Annotated in this window: 4 protein-coding genes; 3 read left to right on the forward strand and 1 reads right to left on the reverse strand. The window is 62.0% G+C overall.

Annotated features, from left to right (window positions below; all coding sequences use genetic code 11):
• Positions 1–11 precede the first annotated feature (11 nt).
• The 3 genes from NI40_RS10795 to NI40_RS10805 all read left to right on the forward strand — a co-directional run bounded on the left by NI40_RS10795 (position 12) and on the right by NI40_RS10805 (position 19,017).
• Positions 12–15,488 carry an Ig-like domain-containing protein gene (locus NI40_RS10795; RefSeq protein WP_442855917.1) on the forward strand — a complete coding sequence of 5,159 codons (15,477 nt, stop codon included), beginning with the start codon at positions 12–14 and terminating at the stop codon, positions 15,486–15,488.
• Positions 15,489–15,664: 176 nt separating this feature from the next.
• Positions 15,665–17,845: a type I secretion system permease/ATPase gene (locus NI40_RS10800; RefSeq protein ID WP_039262544.1), complete on the forward strand. Its 2,181-nt coding sequence runs from the start codon at positions 15,665–15,667 to the stop codon at positions 17,843–17,845.
• The gene (locus NI40_RS10805; protein ID WP_039262543.1) at positions 17,842–19,017 is read left to right on the forward strand and encodes an HlyD family type I secretion periplasmic adaptor subunit; all 1,176 of its coding nucleotides are present in this window, start codon (positions 17,842–17,844) and stop codon (positions 19,015–19,017) included. The genes NI40_RS10800 and NI40_RS10805 overlap by 4 nt, the downstream gene beginning before the upstream one ends.
• Before the next feature lie 35 nt (positions 19,018–19,052).
• Here the strand turns inward: NI40_RS10805 and NI40_RS10810 are convergent, their stop codons facing one another.
• A complete protein-coding gene (locus NI40_RS10810; protein WP_033145482.1) occupies positions 19,053–19,937 on the reverse strand; it encodes a hypothetical protein in 885 nt (294 codons plus the stop codon).
• Positions 19,938–19,981 lie beyond the last annotated feature (44 nt).

Below are 19,981 nucleotides of genomic sequence, written 5' to 3' on the forward strand. Positions count from 1 at the left end.
CGGCGGGCGGCATGACGGTGAGCGTCAGCGCGGTAGATGCCTGGGGCAATCCCGTTGCGGCTGAACACCCGATTGAACTCGATCTGAACGCCGTGGCGGTCACCATTGATACCGTCTCCGGCGATGACCTGCTGAATGCGGCAGAAAAAGGCAGTGATTTAACCCTTTCCGGCCAGACGCAGGGCGTGGAGGCGGGGCAGACCGTGGTGGTGAAATTCGCCGACCAGACCTTCACCGTGCAGGTGCAGCAGGATGGCTCCTGGAGCCTGACCGTACCCGCCAGCGCCATGGAAACCCTGATCGACGGGCGCGCGCAGGTGAGCGTCAGCGTCACTAACGTCAGCGGCAACAGCGCGGACGCCGCGCGCGTGGTCACGGTGGATACGCAGCCTCCGGCGATTACGCTCGATAACCTGACCGCCGACAACATCATCAATGCCGCTGAAGCGCAGCAGGATTTACTGTTAAGCGGCAGCAGCAGTGCGGAACCTGGCCAGACGGTCACCGTGATGCTGAACGGCAAAACGTATCAGACCACGGTCCAGACGGACGGTACCTGGCAGCTGAGCGTCCCGGCGGCAGACGTAGGTGCCCTGACGGACGGCATTGTGACCGTGACGGCCACCGTCAGCGACGTGGCGGGCAACGCCAGCAGCGCCGATCGCGTGGGTCTGGTGGACGCAACCGTACCGCAGGTGACCATTAACGACTTTGTCACCGACACCAACACCGTTAACCAGCTCGCCCATTCACAGGCGCAGATCCTGAGCGGCTCCGTCACCGGTGCGGCGGCGGGCGACCTGGTCACCATCACCATTAACAGCGTTGATTACACCACCGTGGTGGATGCGGCGGGGAACTGGAGCCTTGGCCTGCCGGCGTCCGTCGTGCAGGGGCTGACTGACGGCACCTGGACCATCGACGTCTCCGTGACCGACCGATCCGGCAACACCGGAAGCAGTTCGCTGGATGTGGTGGTGAATACCGTGACGCCTGTCATCGGTATCAACACGCTGGCGGCGGACGACGTGATCAACGCGACCGAGAAGGGCGAAGATCTGCTGCTCTCCGGCACCAGCAACCAGCCGGAAGGCACGACCATTACGGTGACCCTGAACGGCATTCAGTACACCGCCACCGCTGACGCCAGCGGAAACTGGAGCGTGACCGTACCGGCCTCGGCCGTAAGCGCGCTGGGAGAAGCCCATTACACCGTGACGGCGAGCGTCACGGATAGCGCAGGCAACAGCGCCTCAACCTCGCATGACGTGCTGGTGGACAGCTCGCTGCCGGTAGTAACGATCGACACCCTGGCGGGCGACAATATCGTTAACGCAGCGGAAGTGGCGGCAGGGCAAACCCTGACCGGTAAAGTGACGAACGCGGCTTCAGGTGACACTGTCACTATTATCCTTGGCGGCCAGACGTACACGGCTACCGTGCAGGACGATCTGACCTGGAGCCTGCCGTTAAGCGAGAGCCAGTTAACCGCGCTCGGTAACGGCGACCTCACCGTATCCGCCAGCGTGACCAACGCGCACGGCAATACCGGCTCTTCTTCTCACGACTTCACCATCGACGCCCAGCTCCCGGGACTGCGTATTGATACCGTGGCGGGTGACGACGTGATCAACGTGATTGAACACGCTCAGAACCTGATTGTATCCGGTACCAGCACCGATCTGGCGGCGGGCAGCACCGTGACCGTGACCATCAACGGCAAAGATTATTCCGCAACGGTACTGGCGGACGGCACCTGGCAGGCGGCGGTACCGGCGGCCGATGTCTCCCAGTGGGCGGACGGTTCGCTGGATATCAAGGCAAGCGCGCAGGATGCTTCCGGCAACCCGGTGACTATCGGCACCGTCGTGGACGTCGATCTCGCGTCTGTCGCCATCACCATCAGCAGCGTGACCGACGATAACGTGCTTAACGCGGCGGAAAAAGGCCAGGACCTGCTGCTTTCCGGCACGACTTCCAACGTGGAAGCGGGTCAGACCGTGACCATCACCTTTGCGGGTAAAACCTATACCACGACGGTGGATGCTAACGGCGACTGGACCTGGACCGTTCCGGCAGCCGATTTGAGCGGCCTGAAAGACGGTGACGCCAGCGTGCAGGTAACCGTCACCAACGTGAACGGCAACGCGGCGTCTTCGGCGCAGGAATTCAGCGTCGACACTACCGCGCCGACGGTGACCATCAACACCATCAGCCATGACAATATGCTGAACGCGGCAGAGGCGGCGCAGGATCTGACCCTGAGCGGCACCTCTACTGCCGAAGCAGGCCAGACGGTCACCGTGACCTTCAACGGCAATCAGTACACCGCGCAGGTGCAGGCGGACGGCAGCTGGACGCTCGACGTTCCGGCGGCGGATATGGCAGGCATCGCCGACGGCAGCGCGGCGGTGACGGCGACCGTGTCCGACAAAGCAGGCAACCCGGCCAGCGCGGGCTCCTCGGTGCTGGTCGACACCACCGTACCGCAGATTTCGTTCAACATCGTCGCGGGCGACGACGTCGTGAATATTGCCGAGCACGGCCAGGCGCTGATCGTCTCCGGTAAGGTCACGGGCGCGCAGGCGGGCGACGTGATTACCGTGACCCTGAACGGCAAAGACTACACCGCCATGCTGGACGCGTCCGGCAGCTGGAGCGTGGGCGTTCCGGCGGCGGACGTGGGCGCGCTGGTTAACGGCGAACAGACCATCTCCGCGACCCTCACCGATAAAGCCGGTAACAGCACCACCGCGACGCACGAGTTTGACGTTTCCCTGATCGCGCCGGTGGTTGCCATCAATACCCTGGTGGTTGACGACGTGATCAACGCGACCGAGAAAGGCCAGGATCTGCTGGTGTCCGGCACCAGCAACCAGCCGGACGGAACCACCATTACGGTGACCCTGAACGGTATCAGCTATACGGCCACCACCGACGCCAGCGGGAACTGGAGCATCACCGTTCCGGCGGCAAACGTCTCCGCGCTGGGCGAAGCGAGCTACGTGGTGACGGCGAGCGTAACCGACGCGGCGGGCAACAGCGCGAGCACCGGCCACAGCGTGCTGGTCGACAGCGCGCTGCCGCAGGTCACCATCAACCCTGTCGCCACGGACGATGTCATTAACGCAGCGGAAGTGGCTGCCGGGCAGACCCTGAGCGGCAAAGTGAGCGGTGCGGCGATCGGTGACACTGTCACGATTTCAATTGGCGGCAATACGTACACCGCGATGGTTCAGGACGATCTGAGCTGGTCGGTCAACGTGCCGTCCACGGTCTTAACCGCCATCGGGAACGGCGATCTGACCGTGTCAGCCAGCGTCACCAACGGCCACGGCAACAGCGGAACCGGCGAGCGCGAAATCGTTATTGACGCTAACCTGCCTGGCCTGCGGGTCGGCACCGTGGCGGGCGACGATGTCATCAACAGCATTGAGCACGCTCAGAACCTGATTATCACCGGCTCCAGCGAAGGCCTGGCAACGGGCGCGGCGTTAACGGTGACCGTCAACGGCAAAACCTACGCCGCAACCGTGCTTGCAGACGGCACCTGGACGGCGGCCATTCCGGCAGCTGACGTCAGCGCGCTGAATGCGGGCACGGTCACCGTGACCGTGGAAGGCCAGAGCGCGGCGGGTAATCCGGTTTCCATCAGCCACGACGTGAAGGTGGATCTGGCGGCAGTCGCCATCAGCATTGACCCGATTGCCTCAGACGACGTAATCAACGCGGCTGAGAAAGGCGCGGACCTGGTGCTGTCCGGCTCGACCTCCAACGTGGAAGAAAACCAGACCGTCACCATTACCTTCGGCGGCAAGTCGTACACCGCGACGGTCGATGCCGACGGCAACTGGACGGCGACCGTACCGTCTGCTGATTTGGGCAGCCTGAAAGACGGCGATGCCAGCGTGCAGGTGAGCGTCACCAACGTCAACGGCAACAGCGCGTCGGCAGGCCGCGAGTACAGCGTGGACGCCACCGCGCCGACGGTATCTATTGAGATCGTCAGCGACAACAACATCATCAATGCGGCCGAAGCGCAGCAGGATCTGGTCGTTAACGGCGTGACCAACGCCGAAGCGGGCCAGACCGTCACCGTGACGCTGAACGGCGTGGACTACACCACCACCGTGCAGGCAAACGGCAGCTGGAGCGTGACCGTGCCGTCCGCGGATCTGAGCGGTATTACCGACGGTAACTACACCATCAGCGCCGCCGTGTCTGATAAGGCGGGCAACCCGGCCTCAGCGGATCGCGACGTGCTGGTCGATACCACCGTCCCGCAGCTGACCATCCACACCGTTTCCGACGACGACGTGATCAACAGCGCCGAGCATGCGCAGGCACTGATTGTCACGGGTTCCGTGACCGGTGCGGCGGCCGGTGATGTGGTCACCGTCACGCTCAACGGCAAATCGTACACCGCCACCCTGGATGCCTCAGGCAACTGGAGCGTGGGCGTGCCTGCGGCAGACGTAACCGCGCTGGCCGCCGGGGATCACACTATTACCGCGGCGCTGACCGATAAAGCGGGCAACAGCAACAGCGCCACGCACGGCGTAGAGGTGAACCTGACCGCGCCGGTGCTGACCATTGACACCGTTTCCGGTGACGATGCGATCAACAACGCCGAGAAAACCCAGGATCTGACGATCTCCGGTACGGCTTCCGGCCTGGCGGCAGGCGCGGTGGTGACCGTGATGCTGAACGGCAAAGCGTACAGCGCGCAGGTGGACGATAACGGAAAATGGACGACTACCGTTCCGGCGAACGAGGTTGGTCAGCTGGGCGAGGCGCTTTATACCGTCACCGCCTCAGCAACGGACAGCGTCGGCAACAATACCAGCGCGTCGCACACCGTGATCGTGGAATCCGTCCTGCCGGGCGTGATCGTCAACACCATTGCGGGTGACGACGTCATTAACGCGGCGGAGCTGGCAGCCGGCCAGACCATCAGCGGTAAGGTGGTTAATGCCGAAGCGGGTAACACCGTGACCGTGACGATTGGCGGTAACAGCTACACCGCCACGGTGCAGAGCGATCTCACCTGGTCCGTTAACGTGCCGGAATCCGTGCTGACCGCGCTGGGCAACGGTGATTTGACGGTGTCGGCCAGCGTCACGAACGGCGTGGGCAATAGCGGAACGGGCGAGCGCGAAATCGTGATAGACGCTAACCTGCCGGGCCTGCGCGTGGATACCGTGGCGGGTGACGACGTGATCAACAGCATCGAACACGGGCAGAATCTGATTATCACCGGCTCCAGCGACGGGCTGGCGGCTGGCGCGGCGCTGACCGTGACCGTAAACGGCAAAACCTATCCGGCAACCGTGCTGGCGGACGGCACCTGGAGCGCGGCGATCCCGGCGGCGGACATGGGTGCACTGGCCGCAGGCACGGTTACCGTGACCGTTGCGGGCCAGAGCAGCGCCGGTAACCCGGTCTCCATCAGCCACGATGTGACGGTGGATCTGGCGAGCGTTGCCATCAGCATTGATGCCATCGCCACCGACGACGTGATTAACGCGGCCGAGAAGGGCGCGGACCTGGTGCTCTCCGGCACCACCTCGAACGTGGAAGCAAACCAGACCGTTACCATTACCTTTGGCGGCAAGAACTACACCGCCACGGTGGACGCCGACGGCAAATGGACAGCTACCGTGCCGTCTGCGGATCTGGCGGGCCTGAAAGACGGCGACGCCAGCGTGCAGGTGAGCGTCACCAACGTCAACGGCAACAGCGCCTCGGCGGGCCGCGAGTACAGCGTGGATGCGACCGCGCCGTCCGTGACCATCAATACCCTGGTGACCGACGATATTCTGAACGCCGCCGAAGCGAAGAGCGATCTGACCGTATCCGGCACCACTACCGCCGAAGCGGGCCAGACCGTGACCGTATCGCTGAACGGCAAAGACTACACCACAACCGTCAGCGCAGACGGCAGCTGGACGCTGAACGTCCCGGCGGCGGATCTGGCTGGATTAACCGACGGCAGCGTGACCGTCACCGCATCAGTCAGCGATAAAGCGGGTAACCCGGCGTCCGTGGATCACAACCTGACGGTAGATATCACCGCGCCTGCGGTGACCATCAATACCGTTGCGGGCGACGATGTCATTAACCTCGCAGAACACGGCCAGGCGCAAATCATCAGCGGCACCGCCACCGGCGCGGCAGCGGGCGATAAGGTGACCGTCACCATCGGCGGCCAGACCTACACCACCGTGCTGGACGCGGCGGGGAACTGGAGCGTGGGCGTACCGGCGAGCGTGATTTCCGGCCTCAGCGACGGCACCGTAACCGTAACGGCGTCAGTCACCGACGCGGCGGGCAACACCGGCACCGGCACGCATAACGTGACCGTCGATACCGGTCTGCCATCGGTGGCCTTCAACGCCATCAGCGATGACAACGTACTGAACGCCGTTGAAAAAGGTCAGGATCTGAGCGTCAGCGGCACCAGCGCCAACCTGGCGGAAGGCACCGTGGTGACCGTGACCCTCAACGGCAAAAACTACACGGCGACGACGGCGGCGGACGGCACCTGGAGCCTGACCGTCCCGGCAGCGGATCTGGCCGGTCTCGGCCAGGCCAACTATATCCTGAACGCGACCGCCACCAACGGCGTGGGCAACAGCGTGAGCAACACCGCGAACCTGCTGGTGGACACCGCGCTGCCGACCGTCACCATCAACACCGTGGCGGGCGACAACGTCATCAACGCGGCGGAAGTGGCGGCAGGCCAGACTCTGAGCGGCACCGTGGCGAACGCCGAAGCGGGCAACACGGTAACCGTGACTATCGGCGGCAACAGCTACACCGCAACGGTGCAGAACGACTTCACCTGGTCCGTGAACGTGCCGTCCGACGTGCTGACCGCGCTGGGCAACGGCAGCCTGAGCGTAACGGCGACCGTCACCAACGGCCACGGCAACACCGGCACCGGCGAGCGCGAAATCGCTATCGACGCTAACCTGCCGGGCCTGCGCGTCGACACCGTCGCGGGTGATGACGTGATCAACACCATCGAACACGCGCAGAACCTGATCGTCACCGGCTCCAGCGACGGGCTGGCGGCAGGCACGGCGCTGACCGTCACCGTCAACGGTAAAGACTATGCGGCCACGGTGCTGGCGGACGGCACCTGGAGCGCGGCGATCCCGTCCTCCGACGTGAGCACGTGGCCGGAAGGCACCGTCAAAATCAGCGTGACCGGCGACAGCTCTGCGGGCAACCCGATTACCATCAGCCACGACGTGACGGTAGATCTGGCGACCGTTGCCATCAGCATCAACGCCATCGCCACCGACGACGTAATTAACGCGGCAGAGAAGGGCGCGGATCTGGTGCTGTCCGGTGCGACCACCAACGTGGACGCCGGGCAGACCGTGACCATCAGCCTGAACGGCAAAATCTATAGCGCGACAGTAGACGACAGCGGTAACTGGACCTACACCGTACCCTCTGCGGATCTGGCACACCTTAAGGACGGTGACGCCAGCGTGCAGGTGAGCGTCACCAACGTGAACGGCAACAGCGCCTCGGCGGGCCGCGAGTACAGCGTGGATGCGACCGCGCCGTCCGTGACCATTCATACCCTGGCGGCTGACGATATTCTGAATGCCGCAGAAGCGCAGTCCGATCTGACCGTATCCGGCACCACCAGCGCCGAAGCGGGCCAGACCGTGACCGTGACGCTGAATGGCAAAGACTACACCACAACCGCAGGCGCGGACGGCAGCTGGACGCTGAACGTTCCGGCGGCGGATCTGGCATCGCTCGGCGACGGCAGCGTCACCGTGACGGCGAGCGTCAGCGACAAGGCGGGCAACCCGGCGTCGGCGGATCGCAATCTGACGGTGGACGTGACCGTGCCTGCGGTGACCATCAACACCGTGGCGGGCGATGACGTCATTAACCTCGCAGAACACAGCCAGGCGCACATCATCAGCGGCACCGCCACCGGCGCGGCAGCGGGCGATAAGGTCACCGTCACGATTGGCGGCCAGACTTACACCACCGTGCTGGACGCGGCGGGGAACTGGAGCGTGGGCGTACCGGCCAGCGTGATTTCCGGCCTCAGCGACGGCACCGTGACCGTCACTGCGTCAGTCACCGACGCGGCGGGCAACACCGGCACCGGCAGCCATAACGTGACCGTCGATACCGGCCTGCCGTCCGTGGCGTTCAACGCCATCAGCGGCGACAACGTGCTGAACGCGGTGGAGAAAGGTCAGGACCTGAGCGTCAGCGGCACCAGCGCCAACCTCGCGGAAGGCACCGTGGTGACCGTAACCCTCAACGGCAAAAACTACGCGGCCACGACGGCGGCGGACGGCACCTGGAGCCTGACCGTTCCGGCAGCGGATCTGGCGGGTCTGGGCGAAGCGAATTACACCCTGAGCGCGACTGCAACCAACGGCGTGGGCAACAGCGTCAGTAATACGGCGACCCTGCTGGTGGACACCGCGCTGCCGACCGTCACCATCAATACCGTGGCGGGCGATAACGTCATCAACGCGGCGGAAGTGGCCGCGGGTCAGACCATCAGCGGTAAGGTAGCGAACGCGGAAGCGGGCAATACCGTCACCGTGACTATCGGCGGCAACAGCTACACCGCATCGGTGCAGAGCGATCTGACCTGGTCCGTGAACGTGCCGGAATCCGTCCTGACGGCGCTGGGCAACGGTGACCTGACGGTGTCAGCATCCGTCACCAACGGCCACGGCAATACCGGCGCGGGCGAGCGCGATATCACTATCGACGCCAGCCTGCCGGGTCTGCGCATTGATACCGTGGCGGGCGACGATGTGATCAACAGCATCGAGCACGGGCAGAACCTGATCGTTACCGGCTCCAGCGACGGGCTGGCGGCAGGCACCACGCTCACCGTGACCGTCAATGGCAAAACCTATGCGGCCTCCGTGCTGGCAGACGGCACATGGAGCGCGGCGATCCCGGCGGCGGACGTTAGCGCGCTGAATGCGGGCACGGTCACCGTGACCGCTGCAGGCCAGAGCGCGGCGGGCAACCCGGTGACCATCAGTCATGACGTGACCGTCGATCTGTCAGCGGTGGCTATCAGCATCGATGCGATTGCCACCGACGACGTGATTAACGCGGCGGAGAAAGGCGCGGATCTGGTGCTGTCCGGCAGCACCTCGAACGTGGAGGAAAACCAGACCGTTACCGTCATCTTCGGCGGCAAGACGTACACCGCGAAAGTCGATGCCGACGGTAACTGGACGGCCACCGTGCCGTCTGCGGATCTCGCGGGCCTGAAGGACGGTGATGCCAGCGTGCAGGTGAGCGTCACCAGCGCGCACGGCAACAGCGCCTCGGCTGGCCGCGAGTACAGCGTGGACGCCACCGCGCCAGCCGTGACCATCGATACGGTCGCAGGCGATAACGTGATTAACGCCAGCGAAGCGGCTGCGGGCGTGGCCATTTCCGGCACCACCACGGCGGAAGTCGGTCAGACGGTCACCGTGACGCTGGGCGGTAAGAGCTATTCCGCGCAGGTGCAGCAGGGCGGCATCTGGAGCGTGAACGTGCCGGGCACCGACCTGTCCGCGCTGGCGGATAACGGCTACACCCTGCAGGTCAGCGTGAGCGACGCCGCGGGTAACCCGGGCAGCGCGGGCAAAGCGATTACGCTTGATACCACGCCACCGACCGTCAGCTTTAACGCTGTCGCGGGCGATGACGTCATCAACAGCGTGGAGCACGGGCAGGCGCAGATCGTCAGCGGCACGGCAACCGGCGCGAGCGTCGGCGATAAGCTGGTCATCACCATCGGTTCGAACCAGTACACCACCACCGTTGACGCCAGCGGTAACTGGAGCGTGGGCGTGCCGGCCAGCGTGATTTCCGCGCTGACCGACGGCACCGTGACCCTCAGCGCGACGATTACCGACAGCGCGGGCAACAGCAGCACCCAGACCCACGACGTGGTAGTGAACACGGCCTCCGTGGCGCTGACCATTAATACCCTCAGCGGCGATGACGTCATCAACGCGGCTGAAGCCGGTTCGGCACTGGTAATTAACGGCTCCAGCGCCCAGTTCGCCAGCGGTACGCAGGTCACCGTGACGCTGAACGGCAAGAGCTATACGGCCACCATCCAGAGCGACGGCAGCTGGACGACCACCGTACCGGCCGCCGACGTGGGCGCCCTGGCCGATGGCGCGAGCTACCAGGTGTCCGTCTCGGCGCAGGACAGCGCGGGCAACAGCGCGTCGGCGACCCACGGCATCAGCGTGGATACCACCGCGCCGGTCGTGAGCATTGCGACGCTGTCGGGTGACGACATGCTGAACGCGCTTGAAGCGCAGCAGCCGCTGACCGTGCACGGATCTTCCAGCGCGGAGGCGGGTCAGACCGTCACCGTGACGCTGGGCGGCAAAACCTACACTGCCACCGTCGCGAATGACGGGACGTGGACGCTGGATGTTCCGGCAGCCGATCTGGCTGCGCTGAGCCAGGGCGCGCTGACGGTGACCGCCTCGGTCAACGATAAAGCGGGTAATAACGGCCAGACCACGCACACCTTAACGGTCGATACCGTCGCGCCAACCGTGACCATCAGCACCGTGGCCGATGACGATATCGTCAACAACGCGGAGCAGCTGGCGGGCCAGACCATCAGCGGCACCACCACGGCGGAACAGGGCCAGACGGTGACCGTCTCCTTCAACGGGCACAGCTATCAGGCGACCGTCGGGGCGGACGGTTCGTGGTCGGTCTTCGTGCCGGGCCGTGATTTCCTCGGCCTGAGCGACGGGGATTACACCATCACCGCTTCGGTAAGCGACAGGGCGGGCAACCCGGGCAGCGCGACGCACGACGTGACGCTGAACGGCGATGTCCCAACCATCACCATCAACACCTTTGCGCAGGACGATATCGTCAACGCCGCCGAGCACGGCACGCCGCTGGTCGTCAGCGGCACCACCGACGCCCCGGCGGGCCAGACGGTGACCATCACGCTGAACGGTAAAACCTACACGGCGACCGTCCAGAATGACGGCAGCTGGAGCTATACGGTGGGCAGCGCAGACGTGACCGCGCTGGCGGACGGCGGTTCGTACGTCATTAACGCGCAGGTCAGCAACGCCATCGGCAACAGCGGCAGCGATAACCACAGCGTCACCGTGGATCTCACCGCGCCGTCGATGGGGATTAGCATTGATTCGCTGCAAAACGACACCGGCCTGAGCGCGAGTGATTTCATCACCAACGACGCTCTGGTGGTGGTCAACGGCTCCCTGACCGCGCAGCTCGGCAATAACGAGAAGGCGCAGATCAGCCTCGACGGCGGCACCACCTGGATTGACCTGACCGTGACCGGCACCACCTGGCGCTACACCGATGGCCGCACCCTGACGGACGGTACGTATCAGTATCAGGTGCGCGTTATCGATAACGCGGGCAACGTGGGGGCGACGGACAGCCAGGACGTGGTGATCGATCAGACGAAGCCTGCGGCGACGACCATTACCGTGGATTCCATCACCCAGGATACGGGCCTGTCCGGCAGCGACTTTATCACCAGCGACAGCCAGATCAGCCTGAAAGGGACGCTCGGCGCGGCGCTGGGCAGCGGCGACCACGCGCAGATCAGCCTCGACGGCGGCGTTACCTGGACAGACGTCAGCGTCAGCGGCCTGAGCTGGACCTATGTCGATGGCCGCACGTTGGCCGACGGGGATTACAACTACCAGCTGCGCGTGATTGACGACGCGGGCAATATCAGCGCCACCGCCAGCCAGGTGGTGACCATTGATACGGTTGCGCCGGACGCCAGCAAAACCATCGCCATCGACAGCATCAGCGACGATACCGGCCTGAGCAGCAGCGACTTTATCACCAACGATACGTCCCTGACGCTGCACGGCTCGCTCGGCGCGACGCTGGCCGACGGCGAATATGCCCAGATCAGCATCGACGGCGGCGTCACCTGGCAGAACGTGATTGTCACCGGCAACAGCTGGTACTACGTCGATAGCCGCACGCTGGGTAACCAGACCTATGACTACTACGTTCGCGTGGTGGATGCGGCGGGCAACGTGGGGGCCAGCGCCCATCAGCAGGTGACCGTCGATACGGTCGCCCCGGATGCGGCGATTACGGTAACCGTGGATAACATTACCGTGGATACCGGCTTCGACAATAACGACTTCCTGACCAGTTCGACCTCGTACACGCTGCACGGAACGCTCGGCGCAGAGCTTGGCGCGGGTGAATTCGTGCAGGTGAGCATGGACGGCGGCAGCACCTGGGTGTACGCCACCGTCAGCGGTACGCAGTGGAGCTACAGCGACACGCGTACCCTGACCGACGGCAGCCATAACTACCAGGTGCGGGTCGTCGACCAGGCGGGGAATGTCGGGGCAACCACCTCGCAGGCGGTGACGGTGGATACGCAGGCGCCGCAGTACGGCGTCACCATCGACAGCATCAGCGAAGATACCGGCCAGTCCGGGAGTGATTTCATCACCATGGACACCACGCTGACCATCAACGGTTCGCTGGGCAGCGCGCTGGCAAACGACGAGCGCGTACAGATCAGCCTGGACGGCGGGAACACCTGGTCAGACGCCACGGTCACCAACCAGCGCTGGAGCTACACCGATACCCGCGATCTGGCTGACGGGGACTACACCTACCAGGTGCGGATTATCGACCAGGCGGGCAACGTCGGCTCCACCGCCTCTCAGGTGGTGACGGTAGACACCACGCCGCCAACCACCGTAGGCACGGTAGTGAGCTATACCGACGGCGAAGGCGAGCGTCAGGGGACCTTTGGCAGCGCGGTGGCAACGGACGATAACTCGCCGCTGATCAACGGTACGCTTAACCGCGCCCCGGACGACGGTGAAATTGTGCAGCTCTACCGTGACGGGGTCCTGCTCGGCCAGGTGACCATGAACGGCAGCGCAAGCTGGTCCTTCCAGGACAACGGCCTGAGCGACGGCAACCACACCTACATTGTGCGCGTCACCGATAAGGCCGGTAACTACACGGAATCCGACGGCTTTGTGCTGAACGTTGATACCAGCATCCCGACCACCACGGCGGCGATTACCGCGCAGACCACGTCGGACACCACGCCGATTGTCAGCGGTACCGTCTCCGCTGACCTGGTGAACGGTGAATACCTGGTGGTAACGGTGAACGGAAAAACCTATACCTCCCAGACCGGCGGTGCGGTGGTGGTCGATCCGGATCACAACACCTGGTATCTGCAGATCCCGGACGGCGATGCGCTGAGCGTGTCGAGCTACAGCGTGACGGCGCAGGTGAAGAGCAGCGCGGGGAACGGTAATACCACCGGTACGGCGACCGGCAGCCTGGTGATTGATACCACCTCGGTGAATACCGACTGGGCAACCACGGCGGGGAACAGCAACAACTCCACCATGACCCTCGGCATGAACAGCAGCGGTCTGTGGAATATCATTGCTAACGGCCAGTCATACTCCAGCAGCGATAGCTCGACCTATGCCGGAAATGCGCTGACCAACACCCGCGGCTATTACGTGGTGAGCCAGACCGCCGCAGACTTTGACCGTAACGGCACGCAGGATATCTTCGCGACGGAAAATACCTACGCCGGGTCAACGCAGGTGATGTGGACCTACGATGGCAGCACCTATAACGCCAGCCAGCTGGCGATGGGCACCACTATCTGGTACGGCGGCGTGATTGCGTACGATAAAACCGGCGATGGCTATCTGGATCTGGCGTACGGCGATGCCGGCATGGACTCACTGACCTACCTGGTGAACAACAACGGCGTTCTGTCGCCGGACGGCACCGGTGGCGAAGGCGGTTTCTACGGTCAGTTCGATTCCGGGCGTGAAATCTCCGGCGTCGACCTGAACAACGACGGCACGGTGGATATCGTTCAGCACACCAACCGCAGCGGCGCGTACTCGTTAACCGTGATCAACAACAACGGCAACGGCACGCTCTCTATCGGTCAGAACCTGACGAACGTGTTTGTGGCAAACGCCTCGAATACCACCACGGCGGCGTCCATGACGTGGGCGGACTTCAACGGCGATGGCTACATGGATCTGTACCTGGGCAGCAGCTACAACAACAACGGCGGGGTGATCTACTACAACGACGGTACCGGGAAGCTCTCTGCTACCAAGAGCGCGGTGGAAGCCTCTAACGCCACGGCGGGGTATCTGTCGGTGGCGGTGGACTGGAACGGTGACGGGCAGATGGACATCATCAAGCTCAGCACCTACGGCGGCTCGCAGACGGCAACGCTGTTCACCAACAACGGTTACGGTTCCACCTGGACCTCCAGCCAGCTGGCGTCCGGTATTGCCTACGCGACCGGCGTGGCGGCGGTGGACTACAACTGGGACGGCGCGCAGGATCTGCTGGTCTCTCAGCAGAACGGCAAGGTGGTGCTGGTGCAAAACAGCAAAACCATTGCTGACGGCACCGCGATGCACCTGCACATTGTCGACAGCGAGGGCATCAACGCCTACTACGGCAACACGGTCAATCTGTACAACGCCGCGGGCGTGCTGGTGGCCTCGCAGATCATCAACGCCCAGTCCGGTATCGGGTCGAACGATACCTCTGCGCTGGTGAGCTTCTACGGGCTGGATCCGAATGAAACCTATTCGGCCGAGATCCTGAAGATCACCAACGGCGTGTCGGATAACGTCACCTGGAGCGGTCTTGAAGCGGGCAACGGCAAAGAGGGCTACGTCCTGACGGCCGAAGCCGCCACCGGCGGCCACAGCGGGACCATAACCGGGACCGGGTATAACGACACCTTTATCGCAGAGAACGGCACCTATACCTACAACGGCTCCGGCGGCTGGAATACCCATTCCGACTACGACACCTGGAGCAACACCGGCGGGATGGACGTGGTGGATTACCGCAATGCGACCTCCGGCGTGACCGTTGATTTGCGCCTTTCTACAGCGCAGGACACCGGGTTCGGAACGTCACGACTGCTCAACATTGAGGGGATCAACGGCTCGAACTTCGACGACGTCATTACCGGCAACAGCGGTGATAACCAGTTCGAAGGCCGCGGCGGGAACGACACCTTCAACATCGGCAGCGGCGGTCACGATACGTTGCTCTACAAGCTGATCAACGCCTCGGATGCAACGGGCGGTAACGGCCACGACGTGGTGAACGGCTTTACGGTCGGCACCTGGGAAGGGACCGCGGACACGGATCGCATTGATCTGCGCGATCTGCTCTCCGGCAGCGGCTATACCGGCACGGGCTCGGCGAGCTACGTCAACGGCGTCGCCACGCTGGACAGCAGCGCGGGCAATATCAGCGATTACATCCGCGTGGTGCAGAACGGCAGCACTACCGAGATCCAGGTTGACCTGGACGGTACCGGCGGTCAGTTCTCGCCAACCACGCTGGTGACCCTGAACGGCGTGCAGACGGATCTGGCGACGCTGCTGGCGAACCATCAGCTGTTAATTGCGTAAAACAACGCCGCGGGGAGCGATCCCCGCGGCCTTTTGCGTTTCTTTACATGAATAGCCATAACCCTATATTTCACATGATTATTTTGCGGGCTCGTTTAGAAAGTGTTCGATTTTTAATCATTCCGTAAAGGTATCATTTCAGTGCGAAATTACCGCTCTGGACAGGACGTAGCATTATGAAGACACATCCACAGTACGAACCCTGGCTGCAGGGCATGCTCATCATCGCGAAGCACTACCGGCTGGATTTCTCAGCGGAGCATGTGCGGGTCACGATTAACCATGAAAGCCAGTCTCCGCGCCAGCTGGTGCTGGAGGAGATGGCGCGCCAGCTTGGGCTGGGGATGCGTATGGTGGCGGCTGAAGCGGTATCCCTCGATCCGTGGCGCCTGCCGCTGCTGGCGGAATTCACCGGTGGACAAATCGCGGTCATTAACCGCATGGACAGCGAAGGCAACGTCAGCCTGCAGTTTAGCGGCGACGCGGGGCTGGAGACGACGCTGACGCGTGACGAACTCGGGGCGCGGTTAAAAGGGCTGATGGTGTTGCGCCCGCTCGAATCCACGCCGGATGCCCGCGTGGACGACTACATCAAACCCTATGAGAAAAACTGGTTCTGGCAGCTGGCGCTGAAGGACTGGCGACGCTACAGCGACATTATGCTGGTGGCGCTGGTTGCCAACGTGCTGGCGCTCTCCGGCATGGTCTTCTCCATGCAGGTGTACGACAGGGTGGTACCGTCGCAGTCGGAAGCCACGCTGTGGGTCCTGTTTGGCGGCGTGATGATTGCCATCGTGTTCGAATTCATCATGCGCATGCTGCGCGTGCATATTTCTGACGTGGTGGGGAAGCGCGCCGACCTGCGCATCTCTGAACGCGTGTTTGCCCACGCGCTGCGGATTAAAAACGGCGCGCGATCCAAATCAACCGGATCCTTTATCGCCCAGATCCGCGAGCTGGAGTCGGTGCGCGAGCTCATTACCTCGACCACCATTGCGGCGATTTCCGACCTGCCATTCTTCCTGCTGTTCGTCTTTATTCTGTGGATGATTGGCGGGCCGCTGGTGCTGGTGGTCCTGCTCGCCGTGCCGCTGCTGCTCATCCCCGGCCTGCTGGTGCAGCGCCCGCTGGGGAAACTCTCCAGCGAAGGGATGCGTGAATCCGCCATCCGTAACGCCACCCTGGTGGAAGCGGTGCAGGGCATTGAAGACATCAAGCTGATGCGCGCCGAGCAGCGTTTCCAGAACCAGTGGAATAATACCAACGACGTCGCCGCCAGCGTCGGCATGAAGCAGCGCTGGCTGACGGGCCTGCTGCTCACCTGGACGCAGGAGGTGCAGTCCATCGTCTACGCGGTTGTACTGCTGGTGGGCTGTTACCTGGTCATCAGCGGCGACATGACTACCGGTGCGCTGGTGGGAACCTCGATTCTGGCGTCGCGCACCATCGCGCCGCTGTCGCAGATCTCAGGCGTGCTTTCGCGCTGGCAGTCGGCAAAGGTGGCCCGCAAGGGGCTGGACGACCTGATGCAGCGCCCGATTGACGATCCGCAGCACGGCAAGAAGGTGCATAAAGCCCACCTGCGCGGCGACTATGCGCTTGAGGACGTCGGGTTTTATTACGACGAGGAAGAAAAACTCACCGTGCTCAATATCGGCAAGCTGCAGATCCGCGCCGGAGAGCGCGTGGCGGTGCTTGGGCGCAACGGCTCCGGTAAAAGCACGCTGCTGCAGCTACTGGCGGGCATGCAGGAGCCGCAGCAGGGCAGCATCCTGCTCGACGATATTGCCCTCAATCATCTGGACCCGGCCGACCTGCGTCGCGACATGCAGCTGCTCAGCCAGCAGGCCCGGCTGTTCTTTGGCTCCGTGCGGGACAACATCCTGATGGGGAACCCGTTAGCCACCGACGATGAGATTCATCAGGCGCTGGTTAACAGCGGCGCGCTGGAGTTTGTGCGCAAGCAGAAAATGGGGCTGAACTACATCATCAACGAGGGCGGGGCTGGCCTCTCCGGCGGACAGCGTCAGGCGCTGCTGCTGGCGCGAGCCCTGATTACCTCGCCGACTATCCTGCTGCTGGATGAGCCTACCGCCTGGCTGGACGAAATGAGCGAGAAGCAGTTTATTCAGCATCTTCACAAATGGCTGGGTAAACGCCGGACGCTGGTCGTGGCGACGCATCGCCTGCCGATCCTAGACCTGGTCGACCGCATCATCGTGCTGGAAAACGGTAAGGTGGTGATGGACGGCCCGCGCGATGCGATCCTGCATCAGCACGGCATGGCGCCGCAGAAAGCCGCGCAGCGCACCGTGACCATGAAGCCGGCGGCGGTTGCAGAGGAGGGCGCGGCATGAATGATTTCTCTCGTTTCAATAGCCGACTGAAGGAGCCACGCCTGCCGCGCTCGTCGCTGGTGGCATGGTCCCTGTTCGCCCTGCTGGCGGTGTTTATCGCCTGGGCAAGCCTGTTCCATCTGGATGAAGTGACGACCGGCAGCGGCAAGGTCATACCGTCTTCGCATGAGCAGGTCATCCAGTCCCTGGAAGGCGGCATCATTCACAGCCTGATGGTGCGTGAAGGCGACATCGTGGAACGCGGGCAGCAGCTCGCGCAGCTTGACCGGACAAAAACCGAGTCGAGCGTGCTGGAGAGCGAGTCTCGCCTGAATGCGGCGCTGGCAACCGCTGCGCGCCTGAAGGCCGAGGTGAACGACACGGAGCTCGCGTTCCCGGACGAGCTGGATGACGACGTTGAGCTGGTCAAACAGGAAACGGCGCTCTACCAGTCCCGTCGTGAAAGCCTCGAAAAAGGGCTGGCCGGGTTGCGTCAGGGCGCCGGGCTGGTGCAGCGCGAGCTGTCGTTAACTCGTCCTCTGGTGACCCAGGGAGCGGCCAGCAAGGTTGAGGTGTTACGTCTTGAGCGTCAAAAAAATGAGCTTGAGAATAAAATCACCGAGATGAAAAACCAGTATTACGTTCGCGCCCGTGAAGAGCTGGCAAAAGCCAATGCGGAGATTGAGGCCCAGCGTTCGGTGATGAAAGGGCGTGAGGACTCCCTGACCCGGCTGACATTTAATGCCCCGGTTCGCGGGATCGTGAAGGATATTGACGTCACGACCGTGGGAGGCGTTATCCCGCCGAACGGCAAGCTGATGAGCCTTGTCCCGCTTGACGATCAGATGGTGGTCGAAGCGAAAATCTCGCCGCGCGATGTGGCGTTTATCCATCCCGGCCAGAAAGCGCTGGTGAAAATTACGGCCTATGACTACTCCATTTACGGCGGGCTGGAAGGGGAAGTGACCATGATTTCGCCGGACACCCTGCAGGATGAGGTGAAAAGGGATGTCTACTACTATCGCGTCTATATCCGTACCGACAGTAACCATCTGACCAATAAGCAGGGTCAGGAATTTCCGGTCTTTCCGGGCATGATTGCCACCGTTGATATTAAAACCGGCAGCAAAACCATTCTGGATTATCTGTTGAAACCGCTGAACAAGGCGAAAGAGGCGCTGCGGGAACGATAGGGAAATGGCGTTCGGAACTCCGAACGCCTGCTGGATTATACGGTTGACGTCACGTTGTGAGCGTGGCGTCGCTCTTTAGGCACAACGTTGATGTAATGCGTAACATACGCAAAATATAAACCGGCATAATTTTCGACAAGGTCGATAAACGCCGGGTATATCGACATCCGACCATCACCACGATCTTTAAGATAACCCGCCTCTTGTGCCGACTTGACAATTCGGTTGACGTGGATGCGCGAAACAAAAAATTCCTTTGCGAGCGTGCTGGCTGAATAGTCAATGACCGCACCATGAGCGGATTTATTTTTCATGGCCTGCAGATAGATATAAAGCATAATCATACGGCCGCCATCTTTATCGATAAATAATCCCACCTCAGGCAACACCTTTCTGAACGTTAATCCCCGAAAAAGATATTCAGCCGCGCGGCGGAAAAAGTTGTTTCTCAAAATATCATTATCCAGCAGGTTAACATTAATATTAAATGCCGGATAAAGAATGCTGACGGGCAAAAAAGCGCCGGACATATAACGCTTAAGTTCATTGAGTCCTTTTTCGGTTGGCGCGATTCTCGTTTTGCGTCGGTCATCCGTGCAGCGCCAGGTCCTGATGCGCCCGGTGGTTCTCAGTATCGTAATGATCGCAATCACGCTGTTGGGGCTGGCTATTTTATAGCGAGAGCATAACTCTTTAATCTCTGAAACTGACTCGGCCTGATTTCCAAAAATAAAACAACACATGGAGAGGATAATGTTAAACCGTGATTCCTGCAGCATTGTCTTGTAGAACAAAGGTTGTTTTTTGTAGATGGTGTCATTAATTGTGTAGTGCTCTAATATTGCCTCACCGAATCGCGGATTGTTCTTTATAACATCCCTTCGATGTAGCAAGGCCCTGGATGAGATATGATTATCCATAGCATTTTTCTCGTATTTGAATGAGCCGATAGATGAAGTGTCCA

Source organism: Enterobacter sp. E20 (genome assembly GCF_000801755.2).
Lineage (GTDB): Bacteria > Pseudomonadota > Gammaproteobacteria > Enterobacterales > Enterobacteriaceae > Enterobacter > Enterobacter asburiae_B.

Coding starts and splice junctions, on each gene's coding strand:
- NI40_RS10795 (WP_442855917.1), top strand. CDS start 12: ATGACGGTGAGCGTCAGCGCGGTAGATGCCTGGGGCAATCCCGTTGCG.
- NI40_RS10805 (WP_039262543.1), top strand. CDS start 17,842: ATGAATGATTTCTCTCGTTTCAATAGCCGACTGAAGGAGCCACGCCTG.
- NI40_RS10810 (WP_033145482.1), bottom strand. CDS start 19,937: ATGGATAATCATATCTCATCCAGGGCCTTGCTACATCGAAGGGATGTT.
- NI40_RS10800 (WP_039262544.1), top strand. CDS start 15,665: ATGAAGACACATCCACAGTACGAACCCTGGCTGCAGGGCATGCTCATC.